Raw genomic sequence first — 22521 nt, 5'->3', positions numbered from 1 at the left:
TTTATTTTGTATGTTGTTCTCATCAACATGTGCTTAGTATAATACAACACGCGATAAAAGTCAAGCAAATTTGACAAAATCTTACGTTTTCTTTACATATTCATTAAGTTTTACAAAACAATTGGGAAAGATTTCAGATTTCGTCAACATTTTATACAATTAGCTTCATCTGTATTCTTTCCCAATTGACATTTATTATACACCTATTTTCAATTTTTCTCAGAATCAATGGCAACTGTGCCATGTGTACGGAAATAATCCATTATAATCTCTACCATCTCTGTATTAATTTCCTTTACCAATGGGCATGTTGGATACATCGGATAGCCGCCTGCACCACTGTAACGGTAATTATTCATGCACAGTGTAAACTCATCATCAGGCTGCACTGGCTTTCCCTGGTAACACAGATTCTGAATGCGACTTCCCATCGGTGCCTCTGGGTGGATCTCCCACGTAACACCTGCAAAGTAATCATAATTATAATGCTCGACCTTCGGAGAAAGGAAGCTCTTTGCTACTACTACTTTGCCATTTTCGTCGATCTCGAAATATTCTGCGGCACGTTCCATAGCTGCTCTTAACTTCTCTCCTGTGATACGGCATACTACAAGAGTATTGGGGAATGGATATGTGGCAATTATATCTCTTGTTGTTACACAAGCATTAAAGCCCACAATATCATTTGCAAGTCCAACTATGGACAGCTGTGCCCCAGATACATCAAGCTGTATGCGATTAATCAAATCGGCAATACCACTTCCTTCTAATGCCATTTTCACCTTGTCCTCTGGGTAAAGCGGTCTGCTTAGATGACCAAGCGGCTCATCAAGCCACTCCTGTACCTTAGCCTCCACAAAACTATACTTCCCACACAATTCCTTTGCATTATCAGGGTTTGGCTGAACCTTCTTTGAATTGATGGAGGTAATTGTTGCCGGATAAGTTGCGTTTCCAGAAGAAAATGCTTCCTTCTCAAGATCAATTTCTACATAGGCATACTCTCTGCCATTTGCAAGCGGCTGAAGTGTGTAAGTGCCGTTAACCATTCTTCCTGCCACCGGCATGTGCTGATGACCTGTTAATAGTACATCAAAGCCAAGTTCAGTACAGATTTTGTAACCGATATTCTCAGTCGTCTCTGACAAACGTTTTCCAGTCTCTAAATCACTCTCAAAGCCGCCATGATAAATACATATCGTCAGATCAACCTTGCCCTGTAAATCTTCCAGCGCCTTTTTTGCAGCCTCAAACGGATCAACCACCTGAATGCCAACGAGATTTTCTTTTTTCTCCCACACATTGATATAATCAGTTACGATACCGACTAGTCCGACCTTCACACCGTTTTTCATCGTGTGAATCATATGCGGATAAAGAATATTTCCCTCGCTGTCAAGCACATTCTCACATACACAAGTACCTTTATGGTTATTGCGGTAAATAGCCTGATATTCCTGACCATAGTTAAAATCATGATTTCCAAGCGTATAGAAATCATATCCACAGTCATTTGCCATCTGTGCAATATATTCGCAGCTTCCAAGAATATTTCTGCTGTAGTAGGCATATGCAGAGCCCTGAAGCATATCGCCTCCATCAATCACAAGTGTATCGTCATCCTTTTTGTATTCAGACGCACACGCAAACAGACCCATCGGTTTTACCTCTCGGTCACCATATGATGTCGGATAGAAATATCCGTGTACATCTGACGTATAATAGATTTTTACTTTTCTTTTTTCCATTATTTAACCTAGTCCTTTTGATATCCAAGTGCCGCGCAGCGCACAGAACCTATGGATATGTAATTATTGAGAAGCGCACTGATATCAGTACCTTCCTCTGCCTTTTCTGTCATTACACCCTTTGAGCGAAGTGAGAAACTTCCGTCTGCATGATTTGTACGAACATAGTCGTCCTGATAAAACTGGTGCTTTGCAGGGATACGATCACGCAAAATCCCCTTACACTCTGAAAGTTCACAGCCTGGAAAGTTCACATTCCAAATGCGATCCATTGAAAGATTTTCATCAAGAAGCTCTTTTACAATCGAAATAAGATATGCGTCTGCAGTCTCCCAGCTTGTATCATTTTTGTTAGAAAAAGCAAATGAACGGATGCCATTTGCAAGCGCCTCCATTGCTGCACCAACAGTTCCTGAGTAAAGAATGTCAATTCCAGTGTTATAACCACTGTTAATTCCTGAAAATACAACGTCTGGCTTTTCTGGCATCAAAAACTCAAGCGCTACCTTTACACAATCTGCCGGAGTTCCGCCCACACTATAGGCACGCACGCCATCTACATCATAGCATTCAGGTGTCACTTCAATATCTTCAAATAAGGTAATTCTCTGTGACATCGCGCTGCACTGGCTCTTTGGTGCCACAACCCACACCTCGCCAAGCTGCATAGAAAGTTCAGCCAGCTTTCGTATACCAGGAGCTTTTATTCCATCATCATTTACAATTAAAATTCTCATTTGATGTCGCTCCTATTTTAATTCTTCTTTAAGATCATCTCGCCATTTTCAAAACCAAAGCACTCACCATACTCTGGCAGGATACGCTTATCTGCATGTGCGGTGTTTACCTGCTCCGGACGGAAGCTGTGAAGCGGAACGAGAATATGCGGTGCAATGGTATCCAGCATAGTTCTTAAATAGTATGGTCTGGAATGACCTCCGATTCCAATATTCATGTATGGAATGTTCATATGATCTAAAATACGGTGCATCTTTCCAAAAGAAGGATCATAATCGCCAAGCGGCGCACCATCCATATGAATGTAAAGTGTAATTACAGAACTTAAATCCATCAGCTCATAAAAGTTTACGTAGTCCTGCTGTAAAATATATTTTGACGGATTAGAAAGAAATTCCTCTCTTGTGATAATACTCCAGCCACGCTCCTCTGCCTTCTTAGCATCAGCACCAACGCTGTTTTCATACATCAAAATCTCATCCTCTGGATAGAATGTCTGCACATAATCTGCCTGAACACCGTCCATGACAAGCTTTCTTCCAGTCTTTTGTGCTGTCATGATCAAATGATGAAGACGCTCTACATTTCTATTATATGGGTTAACAATAATAAGTCCCTTCTGCTCTGTGGACTCCTTACATATCGTATCTTGTAACCACTCCTCGCTTCTTTCTGGTTCTTCTGGCTTAGTAAGAGAAAGTATATCCACATCGTCAAAGCTTACTGTAACACCCTCGGTAATAAGCACATCCACGCCCTTCATTTTCTGTCCAAATGCTTTTGTAATCTCTGGATGGAAGCCATGGAAACGATAATCTCCTGTATAGCAAATCGTTCCTCCCGGTGTCGTAATTCGATATCCGCATGCACCGACCACGTCATGATCTATTGCCTCTACTTCAACTGTAATATCACCTACGGTAAAGCTTTCACCATATGGGATGCCGATGCAGTTTTTATGGCCCTTTACCTGAATATCACTGCAAGCCTCAAGTCTACGATATAGCTTTAAAGAATCCTCACTCATATAAACTGGAAGATTCTGATAAAGCATTCCAAGACCTCCCATATGGTCGATATGCATATGAGAAATCACAAAAAAGTTTTTCTTCTTGTCGTTTTCAAAGCTGACAAGGCCTAATGTTTTTGCCGTCTCTTCATCATAAATGCCATCCTGTGAAGCTAACACTCCAAGACGTGCATAATCTGCCGCGCACTCATTATAGCGCACTGCAATCTTATCATCCATGCGATCCATTACTGCAAATCCGAAATCAAACATGCATCTTGCCTCATCTGTTTCAACTACAACAAACGTGCCGCCGATTTCTCTTAATCCATTATAAAATGTTAATGTTGTCATAAAATTTCCTTTCCTTAAAAGATGAAAAAGGAGCTGCCATTAACTGACAGCCCCCGTATGTTCCTACTTTTAACTTATTCAGCTACGGAAGAAGGCTCCTCTTCTGCAGCAACACCGTCAACGCCTAACTTATCGTTGAGCTCAGTTACAAGATTCTCAAGAACTTCTTCTGGTTCAAGCTCGTCCAGAATAGAATCCTCTAAAACAGTGCTTACAGTATTCATTACATCATAGCTGCCATCAAATACTGGCTGAGCGAAGAAGTATGGAGACTGCTCGTATGCAGACTTATAGTTGTTGGTCTTATCCTCGTCCATGAACTTCTTAAATTCATCTGTCTCATATGCAGACTTTCTTACTGGCAGATATCCTGTCTCTTCAGACCACTGGATAGTGGAATCAACGCTTGTTAGATACTTCATGTATTCCCATGCAGCATTCTGCTTGTTTTCATCGGTGCTGAACATATAAATGTTAGTACCTGCCTGATTAACGGCCTTTTCCTTGTTGCCCGGAACAGGTGCTACGCCAAGCTCCCATCCATCTGCAGTAATGTAAGAAACACCAGTACAAGAACCGATGTAACCGCCGATCATCTGGTTGGAGATAACATTGGAGAAGTAGCTGTCCTCACCTACAAGACGTGCATATCCGCTGTTGTAAAGGTTCATGATATAAGAAACTGTCTCAAGACCTGCCTCATTATCAAACAGAGCGCCGTCCTCACTTACGTACTCACAGTCATTCTGATGCAGAGATGCCTCTAAGAAGCCTGAAAGATCATCTACACCAAGAATTTCAATATCCTTTGCTTCCTTTAACTTCTTTCCTGCCTCAGTCAGCTCATCCCATGTGGTCGGTACATCAATGCCAACCTCATCAAACAGAGTCTTATTGTAGAAGTAAACGTAAGTACTCTTGTTGAATGGTACACATGCAACAAAGCCATATACTTCGCACTCATCCTTGTAGCTGTCGATCAGATCATCATAATCGAAATCCTCATCGGTAACGAAATCATCCAGCGGAACGATCTTATCAGTATAAGCAGTTACCCAGTTGTTATAGCCCTGTGACAGATCCGGCAAAGTATCTGCAGCTGCGTTTGCTGTCAGTTTTGTGCTTAGGTCACTGTAGTTACCCTGATTTACAAGTGTAACTGTGATACCGTACTCATTCTCCTCATTGAACTTATCAGTAAGAGCTGTCAGAGATTCTTCCTGCTTACCGTTCATTGCGTGCCAGAATGTGATCTCACATGGCTCAATGGTCTTTGCCTCGTCTGCAAATGTCGGAACAGCCATTGCACCAACCATAGACATTGACATTAAAACTGCACTTACTTTTCTTAACTTCATGAATTTCTCCTTTCTTTTGCCCGTCTCGGGCATGGGGACTAAATAGTACTTTTGTACTCTCTATAGAATCCGGATTTCCGGTTTCTAACATAATAATCACAGCAAGTTATCCCTTAATACCACTCTGTGTAACACCCTCGATGACGTACTTTCGAAGAATCAGATAAACGACAACAATCGGAAGTACCAAAATACAAGACGCTGCCATTATAAGCTCATATGACGAACCGTTCTCTGTCTGAAACTGCATCAGTCCATAGGAAAGAACACGCATCTCCTTGCTGTTTGTAACAAGTAACGGCCACATAAAAGAGTTCCAGCATCCGATTGCATTTAAGATACATACCGTGGTAATCGGACTCTTATTAATCGGAATCATGATCTTGATCAAATACTTAAAATCATTACACTTATCAACCTTTGCCGCCAGATAAAGTGCATCTGGTACCTGTGAAAAGAACTGTGTCAGCAGGTAAATATAGAATACACTCGCTAAATACGGAACGATCATTGCCTGATAAGTATTGATCCATTTTAACTTCGTGATGGTAATGAAGTTTGTAATAATTAACATTTCTCCAGGAATCATAAGTGTAGCTAACATTAACGAAAGCATAATCTTCTTTCCAGGAAAATTCAAACGTGCAAATGCATAAGCAGCAAGTACAGTAGTCACAAGCACTCCTGCTGTAGAAATGATAGTAACGACCAAAGTGTTAAAAATATAGCGTGGAAATGGAGCAGACTTCCAAGCCTCAGCAAAGTTTGAAAACTGAGGTACCTTCGGGAAGAGGGAAGGCGGAATGGCCGTGATCTCCGCTGATGTCTTTAGTGATGACAAAATCATCCACAAAAACGGAAGAAGCGTAAAGATTGCACCTGCAATCAATATGGCATATTTCAACACCTCTGCAACAACATTTACAATTTTTCTTTTATTCATCTTTTCTCTTATCCATCCTTTCTTCCTGTCAGCTTCCTCTGAACGAAGGTAAGGACTAGGATAATTCCAAATAAAACAACTGCTGATGCAGATGCTTCACCGTATTCATACTGATTGTAAAACTTATCGTACAAATAGTAAACAACGGTAATCGCACTGTTTGCCGGACCTGCCTTTGATGCAAACAAAGAATACACTTCATTATAAACCTTAAATGCATTTATCATACCCATTACAAGCGCGTATGATACCATAGGCATAATACCAGGAAGTGTGATCTTTGTAAAGACTCTCCACTTCGGCGTTGAGTCAACCTTTGCAGCATTATACAAATCAGGTGAAATGGTCTGAAGTCCTGCTAAAAAGATTAAAATATCAAATGCCATGCTCTTCCAGATACTAAAAATAATAAGTGCCGGAAGCGCATACTGCTTCTTGTTCAGCCACGGAATTGCTTTGATGCCAAACCATGAAAGGATCTGATTTAACAGACCATAATGCTCGTTAAATATCCATCTCCAAACAATACCAATTGCAATAACACTTGTAACATATGGCAAAAAGTAAAGTGTCTGGAAAAATCCCTGAAACTTGATCTTACTATTTAATAAAACAGCGATCAAAAGAGATAATGCAATAGAACACGGAACTACAAATGCAACATAAATTCCAGTATTAGTCAATGCCTTAATGAAGTATTTATCCTTGAAAATACTTACATAATTACTAAAGCCCACTGATGAATACGTACCGTTTATCATGTTATAATCTTCCATGAAGCTCATAATAAAAGCACGAATCAACGGATAAATCGTAAATAAAAGAATGACAATTAATGCGGGCATCAAATAAAGATAGCCCTTCATGCTTTTCTTTTCCATAGGGTTCTCCTTATTAATATTTTCCTACTGTCTTTCCTGTCTGGTCAAACAAAAGGATCTGGTTGTCACGAATAGTTACACAAAATTCAGTGCCGACACTAACCTGCATATCAGAATGAACTAGCACGCGAAGTTCTTCTTTTGCAAGTGCTACGCGAAGCTGTAACTCTCTTCCTGTCATGCGCACATGAGTTGCCTTAACTAAAATACCGTTTTCTGATACATTAAAGGCCTCTGGACGAACACCAGCCTTGTAGTTGCCATCAGCTGCCTTGCAGCCCTCACGAAGAACGACATCATCGCACATAATCTTTCCGCCCTTAACAGTTACATCAAAGATATTGATCTGCGGAGTACCAAGAAACTGTGCAACAAACAAATTACCCGGATTTAAGTACATCTTCTGCGGTACCTCGAACTGCTGTACAACTCCCTTTTCCATAACTGCAATGCGGTCAGATATACTCATCGCCTCTTCCTGATCGTGAGTTACAAAAATTGTGGTGATACCAACCTCCTGCTGGATGCGGCGAATCTCTTCACGTGTCTCAACACGAAGTTTTGCATCAAGATTTGAGAGTGGCTCATCTAAAAGTAGTACCTCTGGCTTCTTTACAAGTGCTCTTGCAATTGCAACACGCTGCTGCTGACCACCTGAAAGAGCCTTAGGCTTTCTGTCCATCAGATGATCAAGCTGTACAAGCTTTGCCATCTCCTGGGCACGCTCTCTTGCCTCTGCTTTGGGAACCTTACGGTTAATTAACGGGAACATGATGTTGTCCGCAACAGTCATATGCGGATACAGTGCATAGTTCTGGAATACAAGGCCGATCTCACGATCCTCCGGTGCAACCTTTGTTACATCTTTTCCTCCAAAATAGATGTGTCCAGAAGTCGGATCATTCAAACCAGCAAGCATGAACAGTGTGGTGGATTTTCCACAGCCAGACGGTCCGAGCAGACCAACCAACTCACCATCTGCAATGTTCAGGTTCATGTTGTCAACAGCTTTGAAGTCTCCATATGCCTTCGTCAGATTCTCAATTTTAATCTCCATTCTTACCTCAATCTGCTGCCAGCGCAGCTTTTACCTACAGTTTTCGTGCCATATGCACGTTTTTTAACTTTCTCATCTATAAATTATAATATATCTTTTGCAAAAAATCTAGTGGTATCCTATAGTTTTCGCTGTATTTTGAGTAAATTTTACTTTACAAGTTCATAATTTCATGCTTGCAAATATGCTTCAATTTTTTCTTTATTAAGACCCTCTCCTATCACGATAATGATCTGCTGACCATTTGCGATTGGATTTAGCTGGCGCTGTGCAGCAGTTGCATTTAATTCAAACCAGCCATCTGGTGTCTCAAGAAATCCTTTGATACGATGCACATGACCACAGGATGGATCTCCCAAAATTTGAGTTGCTGCATTTAAAATCTGTTCCTTTGTTAATGGCAGATTCATAAATGAAAGTGAGGAAAATGATTTATCATCTTCGACATCACGCTTTTGCCAGCTCTCGGTGTGGTAGCCACATGTTAAAATACGATTCCAGTCATCGTTTGTAAGCTCATCCCATTTCTTTTTCATAACATCTTCTTCTGACAATTTTCTTGTACAAGAAATAGATTCCATTGCGCGATTTATATGCGGCAAAATAGTATCTGACTGCTCTTTTGATGATTCATCAAGCTTGCTTACAAAAACAAGACCTGCATCTGCTGCTTCTGATCCTAGAAGATACTCGGCGTCCTTTGACATCTGCTCTGGCAGTCCTGCATCGGCAATCGCGATAACATTTCCTATCTCATACCATTTATCAAGCGGATCTTCTCTCAGTGCATCAAAAAACTCATCCACATCAAATATACCTGACGGCTCCACAATCACACGGTCATAGCCGCACATACCCATAGCAATCAACTTTGTCTTAAAACGTCTGCGGTGGCAATCCTTATCGCAGCCGCCAGAAACCATTTCAAGTTCACATTGATCCCCCATCAGATCCTGTAAAAGCATCATATCTACATTGACAGCACCATAATCATTTTCCAAAATTCCAATGTTTTTACCGCTGTCAATCAAATATTTTGCATACTTCTTTATGAAAGTAGTCTTTCCTGAACCAAGAAAGCCTGTAATCAAATCAATTTTAACCATGGTTAGTTCCTCCTTACTTTGTGATGCACCCCTATTATACTTGACTTTTGCTGGTTTGTGGTATAGAATCTATTTAAAATAATTTTTAAATAGATTTGAGGTGATGAGATTGGCCGTTGCAGAAGTACTAGATGCTCTTGCAGATAAGAATCGGCGCAATATTTTGCTAAAGTTAAAGGAAGGAAAAATCAGCTCAGGTGATCTGGCAATTGCTCTTGGCATGACGCCACAGGCACTCTCCTATCATCTGGCGAAATTAAAAAAAGCAGACTTGATCTACGAGACTCGCGAAAAGAACTTTATTTATTATGAACTTGATCTTTCGATTTTGGACGAAACGATCTTGTGGATTACTCAATTGAGAGGAGAGAAAAACAATGAAAAATAAGAAATTACTCACAGCGCTGTATATTATTTTAATGCTTCTTCCACTGATTGCGGTTGTAGTGGCTTATCCATTCCTACCAGATAAGATACCTGCCCATTATGGAATGAACAATCAGGTTACACGTTGGGGAAATAAATCTGAGACTTTTATTTTTCCTATTATTACACTATTCTTTGGATTTTTTATGTATATTGCAGCCCGAGGTGCCGTCGAACAAGAAAAGAAAGGAAGCGGTAGCGAAAAAAATAACAGCACGATCACTTTTGTAGCCGGAATTTTAAGTATCATGGTATTTGATATTTTGACCTTCTATTTTCTCTATGCCGATTTTCATCAGGTAGAAAATCTGAATGATGTGCCATTCTCCCTCACAAAGATTTCATTTGGCGTTCTCGGAATTGCCCTCATCATTCTAGGAAATATCATGCCGAAACTAAAACGAAATTCCATTATCGGCCTTCGCACCCCATGGAGCATGAAAAACGTTGTCGTTTGGAAAAAAAGCCAGCGGTTCTGCGGCATTTTATTTATGTTGTCAGGTATCATTATTCTGATATTATGTTTCTTATTAGAAGGAACTTTACTAACTGTTATTTCTCTGGTATTGTTAGTCAGTGCTGCAATCGCAGGTAGCATTTATTCCTATTTAGCAGCACAAAAGGAAACTTGATTGAGCCACCCGGGACAGTAAAAGAGCCAGCGTACCTGTCCCGGTGGTCAAAAGAAGCAGGAGAAAATCGTCTCGATTTTCTCCTGCTTCTTAATATATATGCAAGAAAACAACTTACTCGTCTTTCTTGTCCTCTACAATTTTAATATGAACATCTGCCAGCTGCTTCTCGCTTACTGTAGCTGGTGCGCCCATCATAACATCCTGTGCATTCTTATTCATTGGGAATGGAATGATTTCGCGGATGCTGTCCTCACCTGCAATCAGCATGATCATACGGTCAACACCTGGTGCAATTCCTGCATGCGGCGGAGCACCATAGCAGAATGCGTTATACATAGCCGGGAATTTTGCCTTTACATCTTCCTCGCCGAGACCAACTAACTGGAATGCCTTAACCATGATCTCTGGATCGTGGTTACGAACAGCGCCTGATGAAAGCTCTACGCCGTTGCAGACTAAATCATACTGGTAAGCAAGAATATCAAGCGGATTCATAGTCTCAAGTGCCTGTAAACCACCCTGCGGCATAGAGAATGGATTATGGCAGAACTCTAATTCGCCAGACTCCTCACCGATCTCATACATCGGGAAGTCAACAACCCAGCAGAACTCATAGCAATCCTTCTTCATATAGCCTTCGAAGGAAGCACCGATTGTCTTGCGGATGACACCTGCTGTCTTCTGAGCAGTCTTTAAGTCACCTGCAGACAGTGCAACGAAATCACCTGCCTTTAAGCCAAGTGCGCTCACAACTGCATCCTTGTGATCAACAACAAACTTGGAGATTCCTCCAGTCAGCTCGCCCTTGTCATCTAAACGGAACCAATATGCCTTCTGACCGCTTACTACCTCAACATCAGCACACATCTTATCGATCTGCTTTCTGGTACCCTTGAAGTTTTCAGCAACGACTGCCTTTACCTTATTTCCTGCAAATGGACCGAAGCCACATTCTGCAAGCACTTCTGTAGCATCCTGAACGATCAGACTGATACGAAGATCCGGCTTATCAGAACCATACTTGTCCATTGCCTCAAGATATGGGATTCTCTTAAACGGCGGCTTTGATGCCTCATGGTAAATACCATACTTTGCAAAGATTGGCGGAAGGACATCCTCAAGGATCTCAAATACGTCTTCCTGATCAGCAAATGCCATCTCCATATCAAGCTGATAAAACTCACCCGGAGAACGGTCTGCTCTTGCATCCTCATCACGGAAGCACGGAGCGATCTGGAAATAACGGTCAATTCCAGAGGTCATAAGAAGCTGCTTGAACTGCTGCGGAGCCTGTGGAAGAGCATAAAACTTGCCCGGATGATTTCTTGCTGGAACAAGATAATCTCTTGCACCCTCTGGAGAAGAACATGTCAAGATTGGTGTTGTGATTTCCATAAAATCATGACCAATCATAGAAGCACGAAGATCTGCAACAACCTTGCTTCTCAAAACAATCTTCGACTTAACCTGCGGATTTCTCAGATCCAGATAACGATATTTCAGACGAACATTCTCATCTGCTTCCTTTGAATGGTTAATCTGGAACGGAAGCTCGTTGTAACGGCACTTTCCAAGAACTGTAAGCTTACTTGGAACTACCTCGATCTCTCCTGTTGGAAGATTTGCGTTCTTAGAACTGCGCTCTCTTACAGTTCCAATAATTTCGATTGTAGACTCATAGTTGATAGAAGACAGCTGCTCCATGATTTCCTCTGTCTCTACTACAATCTGTGTTGTTCCGTAAAAGTCTCTCAAAATCAAAAATCCAAGATTCTTGCTGACCTTACGGAGATTTTCATACCAGCCGACAAGCTTTACTTCCTCGCCGACATTTGCCAGTCTTAACTGACCACAATTGTGTGTACGTCCCTGCATAGGTATTATATCCTTTCTAGACCACCTGTAGATTCTAGCTTTTTTCGTTACGATTATATCATTCACGTTCTTTAAAGTCAATAAGCCGCTTGAGGCACTGTAGGCAGTTCGCGCGTTATGCTACCATGTTACGAAAGTCCTTCGGTGCAATGGTTTCGTCGCCGGACCAAACTCCGCAGGTTCCTTTTACATTCTTTATTATCAAACATTACTTTGAAAGACCTGCTCCAAGTGTCCGGCTCGTGAAAGCCATTCACCTCAGGGCTTTGCTATAAGCATTGACTGATCCGTGAACTGTAAAAAAACGGCCCAGGGTTTTCACCCTGGACCGCTTGATTTAAATAATAACAATTATTCAGTTATAGAAAATTACCAGATGAACAGCTCGTCTCCTGTCAGCTTCCAGATTGCCTCGATGAAGTAGTAATCTGCGTAGATCATTGGGAAGTTATGATCTGTCTCGTTGTAAGCTGCTGTACATTTCTCAAGAAGCTCGTCTACGTTTGGATCGTAGTTACAGCCCTTCTCATCAATTGCCTTCAAAAGTCTGATTGCTGCGTCCATGTACTTCTGCTTCTTCCAGTTCTTTGTTACCTTGCTCAGCTCGATAAGACCACATGCTGCAATTGCTCCTGCAGTATCATCTCTCCAATCACAAGACGGATCCTGATAGAAGTCTACCGGAATCAGGCCGCTCTCCGGAATACAGGAGATGAAGTAATCAGCAACGCGCTCTGCTGTCTCTAAGTAACGCTCCTTCTTTGTATGCATATAGCTTAAGGTAAAGCCGTACAGTGCCCAGCCCTGTCCTCTTGTCCAAGAAGAACCATAGGACATACCCTGTCCGCCGTAAGAACCATTACAATCGCCTGTTACAGGATCAAACTCAACGATATGGCGGGAAGAACCGTCAGGACGGATAAATACCTTTGCAGCGGTATCAGCATGATTCATAGCGATATGTAAGAAGCTCGGATTTTTGCTCTCCTCATATGCCCAGTACAGAAGCGGCAGGTTCATCATACAGTCAATGATTGCCCATCCATCTACCTGATGATCTGGTCTGGAGTTCCATGCAACGATATACTCACCCTTTGCATTATAGCGTCCTGCCAGGTTGGAAGCTGCGATCATACCTCTGTTTCTGGACTCCTTAGAGCCAAACAGACGATAATTTGCTACTGCAGTCGGCAGCCAACGGAAACCACTATCATGATCCATTACGCTAGAATCAAGTAATACAGAATCCATCTTCTTCTCAAGATTTTCTGCAACCTCTTTATAAATCGGCTCTTTTGTTGCCTGATACAACTGCCACATCATACCGCCCCAGAAACCATTGGTCCACCATCCGAGTCTTGTCTCAGAAAGATCATCAAATACACCATTCTTTGCGATATAAGGAACCTTGTTTACACTTCTCTTGATTACTTCAATTTCTTTTTCCTTAATCTTCTTGGCAACTTCCTGTGCCCATGCCTTGTTGTCCATAACGTTTCTCCTTTTTAATCTCTATTTTTTTATTAAAACAACAGCAAGCCTTTCTTCACCAGATGATATCGCTATTGCTTTCTAGCGTAAAAATTTTTACCACCCAGGCAATTACTTATCTGGCTGTTCCAGATAAAAATACATTTTGCAGTCTGCATTTTGTTCATTATGCAAAACTTCCCAGCTGATGCGATTAACCAGCTCATCTTGTGCTTCATGGTTGACATGCGGCTCTTTTGTAACTAAAACAGCTCCGGCTGCCTCGCCAAACGCAATAACAAGTTTGTGTCTTTCCCCATGAATTACCACTTTATTTTTGTGATCCTGACCTGTGTGTACTGTTACTGGATAGCGTGTTACCAGATTTTCAAAAACTGGAACATCTGCATCACATACAACATGATCTCTTACAGTAAATGAACCTGTTTCTTTTTCAAATGATATTTCTCGCAAAACAGTATCCACACCAGATACGTCATATGCCTTCGCAAAGGAAATTAAAATAGTATTCTCATCCTTTCGCTCAAATGCATCTGCGCGATACTTTGATCCAGCCTTCTGGTCTACACCGCCTATAATTGGCATGTTATGGCCTTTTCCGCGTGTACAGAAAATTTCATAGCGTTCATCTGAGAAATACTTCTTTGTGTATTCACCTGAACCTAAATCCTCTAAAAGTGCCTCGCCATCTGCCAGATATAAGAAACTTCCTACATCATTATGGTTATGAGGTTCATCATTATTTCCACCCTTAGCAACCAATGCTGTATTATCTTTACCTCTAAGAATACACCACTGCGCATCCTTTAAAAAATCAGTACCTTCTTCTAAAAGTGGCTTTGGCTCCTCTACTATCTTCTTTTCAACATCTTCCAGATAATTCTTAGTCCAATACCATCCTGTATACAGCTCGTTCCAGTTCCAACAACGATCTCCTGAAAAGCCTCTTGCGTAGATTGGATCCGGGAACCTAATATCCTTGTAAAGATTTGCCAGACAGCATGTCAATCCAATTGGATATTCTCCATTGCTGCTTCCATCTGAAAAGCTGATCGTGCGGCCATGTGAAAAATAACACATTTCCTGGAAATGAGCAATTTTCTCTACCTTCTTTAATGCCATCATATCATAAGTCGGATTATATAATCTCTGATCCATAGCAAAGACTACCATGTTCATAAAGCCATATACCCAGTAGCCAAGACCTTCTTCACAGACACCATCCTCGCCAAAGCCAGCAAGATAATAAGTTTCAATAGCATAGCGAATACGTTCTAAAAAAGCATCCTTCTCTGGTCCATCCTCTAACAGATATATCGCTGTGCTTCCGATATTTCCGCAGCAAACTGCATTCCAGTTATTTGTTGCATCCTCCCACCCATATGCCGGTGCCTTCGCACTCATAAACGGTGTCAGAATACGGCGAAATACTTCCTTGCGAATACATTCCTTTGTCTCCTCAGACAACTCATCTTTAAGCAGCGTATATAGATGTGCCAACGTATGTCCTGTCTCACTTGCAGTAAGATCAATAGTCATACGCCAGTTTGGATTCTCCAGACGCTTTACGTGTGCAGAGAGTGCCCAGCATTCCTCTGAGCAAATTCCTTTTATAACATACTCAAGCTTTTCAATATCTTCTTTCTTATGCCAGATCACACTTGCAAGGCCAAATGTAGATAAAAACTCTCTTCTCTTGAAGTAGCCTTCCTCATAGCGCAGACGATTTCCAGTAATCTCATATTCGTCAAACAATTCTCTTGAAAGCTCTGGCATCATTTCATCTCTTAGCTGATTTGAAATGTCGCGCACTTCGTTTTCATAATGTTCAGCATAATTCTTGAGTTTATCAAGCATTTTCATTTTTCAAACATATTCAACACAAGACTGTTGTTTTTATGCATTGCATCAATCAACTATGTCCTGTATTTTTCATCCTCCCCTTTTGATTATTGTATATTTTTTTCCTATATAAAGTATTTATATTAGTCATCTGTTTGTATGTTATGTTCAAACAGTATTCTTTTTTCATTTTCTTTTATCATACATCATTGACAAACTTGATGCAATAACATAAACTAGTAAGAAAACTAACATATCCTATCATGTAACTATTCAGAAGGAGGTATATGTTTCATGATCAAGGCAATCACAGGAGGATATATTAACATTCACCCAAGCACTTTTCGAATGAGCCGTCCAAAAGGGCTACCTCATTTTGTACTGCTCGTTGTTCGTTCACACGGAAGCTTTGATATCGGTTCAGAGCATTTTTCCGTTGAGCCTCCGCAAATAATTATCTTAGCACCACACACACCAAATTATTATGGAAATCCAGACGGTGATTATGTAAATGACTGGCTTCACTTTGATACTGATGAACCCAAGCTCATTGAACGCTTAAATGCGATCAGCAACCATCCGTTCTCAATTGAAGACACTGATATTTTTTCCTTCTGCATCCGTCATATTCTACTAGAACTTTCCTTTGGACAGCCTGACTTAAAGGATGAAAATATGCGTGCTCTGTTTACCTTTTTATTTAACAGCCTTTCTACAGCACATGCATCTTTCAAAAGCCGTACATATATCACACCTCTTGAAAATCAGCTTAAACAGCTTCACCTTGAAATTTCTAATTCACTTGAACAAAAGCATTCGATTGCACGATGTGCCAAGCAGCTTAATATAAGTGAATCATATTTTCAGCTTATCTATAAAAAACTGTTTGGCATTTCCTTTCAGCAGGATCTGATTCTTATGCGTGTGACACGAGCGAGATTCAATCTGTCTACTAGCAATCTGTCGCTCTCTCAGATTGCAGAACTTTGCGGCTATAACAATGAAGTTCATTTCTATCGCCAATTCAAGAAATTAACTGGTGTAACACCTGCATACTATAGGAAGCACCCATTTTAAAAAAGCAAAAAAACAGAGACAAATCATTTTACCGATTTTGTCTCTGACTTTTTATCTAATTTATTTTATTTCGTATATTCTTTATGCCTGCAGCAAGATTTCTCTCAATGCTGCCTCAAGTGCCTGCATCTGCTCATCAGTACCGATCGTGATACGCAGATAATTATCAATACCTGGCTTGTTAAAATAGCGAACAAAAATATTTCTAGCCTTTAATGCTGCAAAAATCTCCTTTGCAGGCATGCTCTTGTGTGCTGCAAAGATAAAGTTTGACTGAGAGTCAGGGAAAGAAAAACCAAGCGCTGCCAATGCTTTCTTTGTCTTTTCACGAGTTTCACAAATCTTTTTTACATGTTCCTCAAAATAAGCTTTATCATTTACAGCCTCAACACCGCAAAGAAGCGCCACACGGCTCATTGTATAGGAATTAAAAGAATATTTTACATCATTAAGTGCTTTAATCAGTTCTTTATTTCCCATCGCATATCCAATACGCATTCCAGCCATGGAACGTGACTTAGAGAAGGTCTGAACAACTAGCAGATTTGGATACTTTTCAATCAGAGTGCGTGCTGATGGGCCGTCTGCAAAATCCACATAGGCTTCATCGACAATGACAACAACATCTGTGTTCTTCTGTAAAATTTCCTCAAATGTCTCAAGCGGCTCATACACTCCAGTCGGTGCATTCGGATTTGGAATGACAATACCGCCATTTTCTTTGAAATAGTCTTCCTTTTTGATCATCATCTGATCATCAAGCGCGCATGTCACATACGGGATACGGTACAGATCAGCCCACACATCATAGAAAGAATACGTCACATTCGGAAACAGAATTGGTTTTCCAGAGTTAAAAAATGTCAGAAAACTCATACTTAAAACATCATCAGAACCAATTCCCACAAAGACCTGATCCTCTGCTAACTCATAGTAATCTGCCAGTGCTTTTACAAGACAGCCATTTGTCGGGTCTGGATAAAGACGCAACAAATCTGCGTCCATGCTTTTTAACACACGCGCTACGCCAGGTGCAGGTGAATATGGATTTTCATTTGTATTTAGCTTTATCACGTCTGGATTTTGTGGCTGTTCTCCCGGAACATACGGCACTACTTTTCTGATATTCTTTTCCAATGCTTCTGTCATTTTTTATTCCTCCTGCTGTCCTATATGATGTCTTGTCTTTGGCATCTTCGCTTTCATTTTTTTGCTTTGATGCCTTATTTTGTCTTACTTTTATATATTACTTTTCTGTCTGCCTCTGCATTTTTCTTACAAATTTTCTTACTATAAGCACCATGCCCATCATTGCAAGCAGACATCCAGCTGCTGCTCCTGAGCTGTCTATACACACATCTCTTACCTGCGGGGAACGCTCTCCGGTAAACATCTGGTGAAACTCATCACTTGCTGCATAAAGCGTACCTGTGATCCAAGCAATAAACCAGATGCGGCGTAGGCGAAGCTTCATTATATGCATATTTTCCTTTTGCGGCACCTGAAAAATCTTCGGTCTCCACTCATAATAAAATAAAAAAAGAAGCACGCCCAGAATCATGTATTCTGTAAAATGCGCTCCCTTGCGTACAAAAAATGTGACCATCTCCCGAAATCTGATCTGTTCGCTCTTTGCAAGGCTGTTAAAATCAGGTTTTACTACGGCAATCACCCGTTCTACTACCCGACCGCTCGTCTCAGACGACGCAGCGCCGTCCTGACTGGAGAACATGAAAATCACGCCCATCCATCCAAGCACCAGCGCTGCCATCAATATCACACGATATTTTCTTTTCATCATTATTTTATTTGTCGATGTACTTTCCATTCATGACATCTAACAGATAAGCACCGTACTGATTCTTCTTATAGATCTCATAAATCTCCATTAACTGCTCCTTTGTGATCCATCCATTTAAGTATGCGATCTCCTCCAGACAAGCAATCTTTCTATGCTGATGTGTCTCAACGGTACGCACAAAGTTAGTTGCATCTACTAAAGACTCATGTGTACCAGTATCAAGCCATGTAAATCCCTGTCCCAAAAGCTCAACATTTAATTCACCGTTCTCCAGATAAATGCGGTTCAGATCAGTGATTTCAAGCTCTCCTCTTGCAGATGGCTTTAAGTTCTTTGCATACTCAACAACACGGTTATCATAGAAATAAAGACCAGTTACACAATAGTTGCTCTTTGGATGTGCCGGCTTTTCTTCGATAGAGATTGCCTTTCCATTCTTATCAAACTCAACAATACCAAAACGCTCTGGATCGTCTACATAGTAGCCGAATACAGTAGCACCGACTTTGCGGTCTGCTGCTTCCTTTAATCTCTTTGTCAGACCATGACCTGCAAAAATGTTATCGCCAAGAACCATTGCTACATTATCATTGCCAATAAAATCAGCTCCGATAATAAATGCCTGAGCCAGTCCGTCTGGGCTTGGCTGCACAGCATAAGACAGCTCGATTCCAAACTGATGACCATCACCTAAAAGTGCCTCAAATCTCGGTGTATCATCTGGTGTAGAGATGATTAAGATCTCGCGGATTCCTGCGTTCATAAGAACAGACAGCGGATAATAAATCATCGGCTTATCATAAATCGGAAGCAGCTGCTTTGATGTTACTCTGGTCAGCGGATACAGTCTTGTACCACTGCCGCCTGCTAAAATAATTCCCTTCATTGTTTCATTTACCTTTCTTTTTTTGTGGTGCTCTCTTTGGCAAACGATAGCATTTAAACCAACATCTGCCGGACAGCTTCTATTCGCAGTATAGCATAAGCGTTACTGGTTGTAAAGAAAAAACATGATGCTTATCTTTCCTGATTTTTCATTTTATGCTATACTGTTTTTGTTACAGTCAACAAGTTTGCTGCAAAATGCCTCGCAGCAGAATGGAGTCTTATGTTATCTATACAATCTATTTCAAAATCCTATAAAAAACAGCAGGTTTTGCAAAATGTATCTTTTGATGCTGCACCTGGCGAATGCATTGGCTTACTCGGTCCTAACGGCTGCGGAAAGTCTACACTTTTGCATATTCTTTCAGGAACAGATACGCCAGACAGCGGAACTATTCTATTTGATGGAAAGAATCTGTTAAAAAATCCGTCTCTGCAGTCCACAAAAATCGGATATGTGGCTCAAAATAACCCACTTTTCCCTGATATGACTGCCATGGATCACTTAAAATTATGGTACAGCGCTACCGAATATTCCATTGAGGATGATTTAAAGGATGGTTTTCTATCCATATTAAAAATTGAACCTTTCCTCCACAAAAAGGCAAAGGCTCTCTCCGGCGGCATGCAAAAGCGCCTAAGCATTGCCTGCGCACTTGCATCGCGCCCAACGCTTTTACTTCTCGATGAGCCTGATGCTGCGCTAGATCTTGTCTGCAAGGAGGATATACGCGAATATATTCGTCTGTACTGTGCTCAGGGAAATACCGTTCTTCTTGCTACGCATGAGGAGGCTGATTTTGATTTGTGCAGCAAACTGATTCTGTTAAAGGACGGTCATGCAAGAACGCTTGCAGCCGACACACCAGTAAAGGAGATTATTGAATACTTATCATGAGTTCTACTTTAAATTTGCGTCGTTGTTATCTGGCTTTTACCTGGAAGCGCTGCTTTAGAAGACTCGGAAAGCTTTTTTGCGGCCTCGCTCTTTTAGGCATCATCTGCGCAGCAGCCATATATGGCCTTTCATTCGTCAATCAAAAAAACGACACTTCAGCCGCTTCTCACTTTAACGTTGTCTTCGTTATGCCCAAAAATGCAGGACTTCATTACTCACTTGCACTCGGCATGGTCTCAAACATGGAAAGCTTATCCTCGATGGTCACAATTAAACAAACCACCTCTGAGGACGAAGCAAAAGCCATGCTCGATTCAGGTGAGATTAAGGCAGCCGTCATTATCCCAGAAGGCATGATCCACACTATCATGAGCGGCACGAATGATCTTCCTGCCCGCATCATTTATCCTGGTGAGCCAAGCATTGAGATAGTAATCTTTCGTCAAATTGTTGACAACCTCTCCCAGATGGTAGCAAGCTCTCAAACTGGAGTCTATGCGCTGTATGAAATCTATGATGACTTTGATGCTACCGAAAAACAGCAGGATAAAGCAAACACACAGCTAAACGATTTGTATATCAATGCTGTTTTGAAGCGTGATGCACTGTTTCAAATTGTTGGAAGCGACATCGAAGAGAGTAGTCTTGAAAAGGAAGAAATCTCTTCTGACAACGCACCTGCCACAGATTTCGTTCTTGTTGGCTATCTATGCAGTGGACTTGCTCTTTTGTTCTTGCTGTCGGGCATAAATCTGTGCTTTTTCTTTGTTGCTCCAAACCGTACCGTACTGCCTGCACTCTCGCGCCTTGGCCTTTCTGATTCTTTTTGTCTGCTGGCAGATTTTTCAGCAGCAGTAATATGTCAATGGCTTATTTTTTCAGCCATCTGTCTCTTGATCGGTACAATTGGAAGTACAGCATATATTGTTCCTGCCTTTTTGATTGGACGCACTCTCGTTTCATGTTTTGTATGCGCATTTTTTTCATGCGCACTTGAACTTTTTATCTGCCGCATCTGCCATGGCAAGCAGGCCTGTATGATAACCACATTTGCTGTATCTCTTCTTGTAATGTATGCCTCAGGCTGTCTGATTCCTTCTGCATTTTTGCCGGATATGCTTCGCCGCATAAGTGCCACACTGCCTGGAAGCCAATTAAAAAATATGATATTCTGGCAATTTGGTCAAAGCGTTTCCAGTTTTGACAGCATTATTCTGATTATAGAAGGAATCCTTTTGATAATCGCTGCGCTCCTTGCTGGCACGTTCAAAAAAGGTAAGCTGACGCACTCTCTCAGAGAAAGGAGCAAGTATGAAGAAAAATAAAAATTTAAAATTACTTCGTGCCTGGTTCTCATTCCTTGCCCGCTATACAAGAAAGAAAAAATCGCTCTGGTGTATGGCCGCTATTCTTCTTGTTATTGGCATTGCTGCGGCACAAAATGCAGACCGCCACGAAATCATCCGCATTGGATTATACTGTGCCAATCCTGATGAAATGACCGAAGCTGTGCTTACTAATCTTGAGTCACTTGATGATGGATTATATCGTTTTTACCGATCTTCATCACTAGATTACATGCAGGAAGATATTAATCTTCGAAAAGCAGAGTGCGGTTATGAATTTCCAAATGATTTAGAGTCACAGATGCAGGCTGGCAAAGACGGATGTATCAGCGTTTACACTTCTCCTTCAACTGTTCTTACGGCTGTTGTAAACGAAGCTGTCTACAATGCAATTTTTCAAGAATATGCAAAGACAATGCTTGCTGATTTTATTGCATCTTACGATGTCGTCTCATTAAAAAAAGCCGATGAACTAAAAGCACTTGTCGATGAGCACTATGAATATGAGAAGGAAAATACACCAGTCTTTCATGTTGTATATGAGGATATTCCAGAAAATTTCTATGATGATCAGGCACTATTTCAAATTCCAGTTCGCGGACTTGCCATACTTTTTATAATGCTGACTGCACTTGCAGGCAGCTCCCAGTATCGTCATGACGCAAAAAAAGGTCGCTTTCTGCTTCGCCGCCCAGATGAAAAATGGTTTGTCCCTTTTTTGTATAGCTATCTTCCAGCTCTGTTTCTTTCTGTTTTTGGTTTGCTTGCACTTATCATCGGCTCTGTCGCCCCAGTAAATGTAACGCTTATCGCAGAGCTTGCACTTTTGATTGTTTTTTCTGCGCTGTGTAGCATCCTCTGTACACTTTTAGGCCAGATCATAAAATCATCGCTCGCCTTTGATGCGCTGATTCCAGTGATTTTACTATTTTGTCTTTTGTACTCTCCGGTTTTAATGGATCTTGGAGATTTCATTCCAGGGTACAAAGTTTTGTCGTGGCTTGCGCCGACAAAGTGGTATTTTGCGCTGCACAATTTCATTTTGTAACTG

At 41.1% G+C, this 22521-nt stretch carries 20 protein-coding genes; 6 read left to right on the top strand and 14 right to left on the bottom strand.

Going from position 1 to position 22521, the window contains the following annotated elements:
* Window positions 1–209: 209 nt before the first annotated feature.
* From LKD48_RS03925 to LKD48_RS03890, 8 genes are all read right to left on the bottom strand, one after another.
* Window positions 210–1748, bottom strand: a complete 1539-nt coding sequence (locus LKD48_RS03925; protein ID WP_308731256.1) for a bifunctional metallophosphatase/5'-nucleotidase — start codon at window positions 1746–1748, stop codon at window positions 210–212.
* A gap of 8 nt (window positions 1749–1756) precedes the next feature.
* Window positions 1757–2485 (bottom strand): 5'/3'-nucleotidase SurE, encoded by a 729-nt coding sequence (surE, locus tag LKD48_RS03920; protein WP_308731255.1) that lies wholly within the window; start codon window positions 2483–2485, stop codon window positions 1757–1759.
* A 17-nt stretch (window positions 2486–2502) separates the two neighbouring features.
* Complete coding sequence (locus LKD48_RS03915) at window positions 2503–3849, bottom strand: MBL fold metallo-hydrolase (RefSeq protein WP_308731254.1); 1347 nt, start codon at window positions 3847–3849, stop codon at window positions 2503–2505.
* A 74-nt stretch (window positions 3850–3923) separates the two neighbouring features.
* Complete coding sequence (locus LKD48_RS03910; protein ID WP_308731253.1) at window positions 3924–5207, bottom strand: ABC transporter substrate-binding protein; 1284 nt, start codon at window positions 5205–5207, stop codon at window positions 3924–3926.
* 106 nt (window positions 5208–5313) lie between these two features.
* A complete protein-coding gene (locus LKD48_RS03905; protein ID WP_118614284.1) occupies window positions 5314–6150 on the bottom strand; it encodes a carbohydrate ABC transporter permease in 837 nt (278 codons plus the stop codon).
* Window positions 6151–6158: 8 nt separating this feature from the next.
* The gene (locus LKD48_RS03900; protein ID WP_066559782.1) at window positions 6159–7031 is read right to left on the bottom strand and encodes a carbohydrate ABC transporter permease; all 873 of its coding nucleotides are present in this window, start codon (window positions 7029–7031) and stop codon (window positions 6159–6161) included.
* Window positions 7032–7044: 13 nt separating this feature from the next.
* Window positions 7045–8088: an ABC transporter ATP-binding protein gene (locus LKD48_RS03895; RefSeq protein ID WP_308731252.1), complete on the bottom strand. Its 1044-nt coding sequence runs from the start codon at window positions 8086–8088 to the stop codon at window positions 7045–7047.
* A gap of 170 nt (window positions 8089–8258) precedes the next feature.
* A complete protein-coding gene (locus LKD48_RS03890; RefSeq protein ID WP_308731251.1) occupies window positions 8259–9194 on the bottom strand; it encodes a GTP-binding protein in 936 nt (311 codons plus the stop codon).
* Window positions 9195–9297: 103 nt separating this feature from the next.
* Between LKD48_RS03890 and LKD48_RS03885 the strand changes: the two genes are divergently transcribed.
* Entirely contained in the window at window positions 9298–9582 is a 285-nt protein-coding gene (locus tag LKD48_RS03885) for a metalloregulator ArsR/SmtB family transcription factor (RefSeq protein WP_308731250.1), read from the top strand.
* Entirely contained in the window at window positions 9572–10252 is a 681-nt protein-coding gene (locus tag LKD48_RS03880; RefSeq protein WP_308731249.1) for an SdpI family protein, read from the top strand. Before LKD48_RS03885 ends, LKD48_RS03880 begins: the two co-directional genes overlap by 11 nt.
* Window positions 10253–10366: 114 nt before the next feature.
* Here the strand turns inward: LKD48_RS03880 and aspS are convergent, their stop codons facing one another.
* The 3 genes from aspS to LKD48_RS03865 all read right to left on the bottom strand — a co-directional run bounded on the left by aspS (window position 10367) and on the right by LKD48_RS03865 (window position 15478).
* Window positions 10367–12130, bottom strand: a complete 1764-nt coding sequence (aspS, locus tag LKD48_RS03875; RefSeq protein WP_227100072.1) for an aspartate--tRNA ligase — start codon at window positions 12128–12130, stop codon at window positions 10367–10369.
* A 369-nt stretch (window positions 12131–12499) separates the two neighbouring features.
* On the bottom strand, window positions 12500–13621 hold the full coding sequence (locus LKD48_RS03870; RefSeq protein WP_308731248.1) for a glycoside hydrolase family 88 protein: 1122 nt from the start codon (window positions 13619–13621) through the stop codon (window positions 12500–12502).
* A 111-nt stretch (window positions 13622–13732) separates the two neighbouring features.
* On the bottom strand, window positions 13733–15478 hold the full coding sequence (locus tag LKD48_RS03865; protein WP_308731247.1) for a heparinase II/III family protein: 1746 nt from the start codon (window positions 15476–15478) through the stop codon (window positions 13733–13735).
* Between the two features lie 279 nt (window positions 15479–15757).
* Here LKD48_RS03865 and LKD48_RS03860 point away from each other — a divergent pair, with 279 nt between their 5' ends.
* Window positions 15758–16540, top strand: coding sequence for a helix-turn-helix domain-containing protein (locus LKD48_RS03860; protein ID WP_308731246.1), 783 nt, complete (start codon window positions 15758–15760; stop codon window positions 16538–16540).
* 81 nt (window positions 16541–16621) lie between these two features.
* On the opposite strand, the gene hisC is transcribed toward LKD48_RS03860, so the two are convergent.
* The 3 genes from hisC to rfbA form a co-directional block, all read right to left on the bottom strand.
* On the bottom strand, window positions 16622–17689 hold the full coding sequence (hisC, locus tag LKD48_RS03855) for a histidinol-phosphate transaminase (protein ID WP_308731245.1): 1068 nt from the start codon (window positions 17687–17689) through the stop codon (window positions 16622–16624).
* A gap of 97 nt (window positions 17690–17786) precedes the next feature.
* Window positions 17787–18341, bottom strand: coding sequence for a VanZ family protein (locus LKD48_RS03850; RefSeq protein ID WP_308731244.1), 555 nt, complete (start codon window positions 18339–18341; stop codon window positions 17787–17789).
* Between the two features lie 4 nt (window positions 18342–18345).
* On the bottom strand, window positions 18346–19227 hold the full coding sequence (gene rfbA / locus LKD48_RS03845; RefSeq protein ID WP_118614333.1) for a glucose-1-phosphate thymidylyltransferase RfbA: 882 nt from the start codon (window positions 19225–19227) through the stop codon (window positions 18346–18348).
* Between the two features lie 222 nt (window positions 19228–19449).
* On the opposite strand from rfbA, the gene LKD48_RS03840 reads away from it, so the two are divergent.
* From LKD48_RS03840 to LKD48_RS03830, 3 genes are read left to right on the top strand one after another with little or no spacing between them, the layout of a single operon-like run.
* The gene (locus LKD48_RS03840) at window positions 19450–20124 is read left to right on the top strand and encodes an ABC transporter ATP-binding protein (RefSeq protein ID WP_308731243.1); all 675 of its coding nucleotides are present in this window, start codon (window positions 19450–19452) and stop codon (window positions 20122–20124) included.
* Window positions 20121–21449, top strand: coding sequence for an ABC transporter permease (locus LKD48_RS03835; protein ID WP_308731242.1), 1329 nt, complete (start codon window positions 20121–20123; stop codon window positions 21447–21449). The genes LKD48_RS03840 and LKD48_RS03835 overlap by 4 nt, the downstream gene beginning before the upstream one ends.
* A complete protein-coding gene (locus LKD48_RS03830; protein ID WP_308731241.1) occupies window positions 21436–22518 on the top strand; it encodes an ABC transporter permease in 1083 nt (360 codons plus the stop codon). Before LKD48_RS03835 ends, LKD48_RS03830 begins: the two co-directional genes overlap by 14 nt.
* Window positions 22519–22521: the final 3 nt, after the last annotated feature.

This window comes from Anthropogastromicrobium aceti, assembly GCF_020687335.1.
GTDB lineage: Bacteria > Bacillota > Clostridia > Lachnospirales > Lachnospiraceae > Anthropogastromicrobium > Anthropogastromicrobium aceti.
Note: the sequence above shows the minus strand (reverse complement) of the source record. Positions and strands in the feature narration are given on the sequence as shown.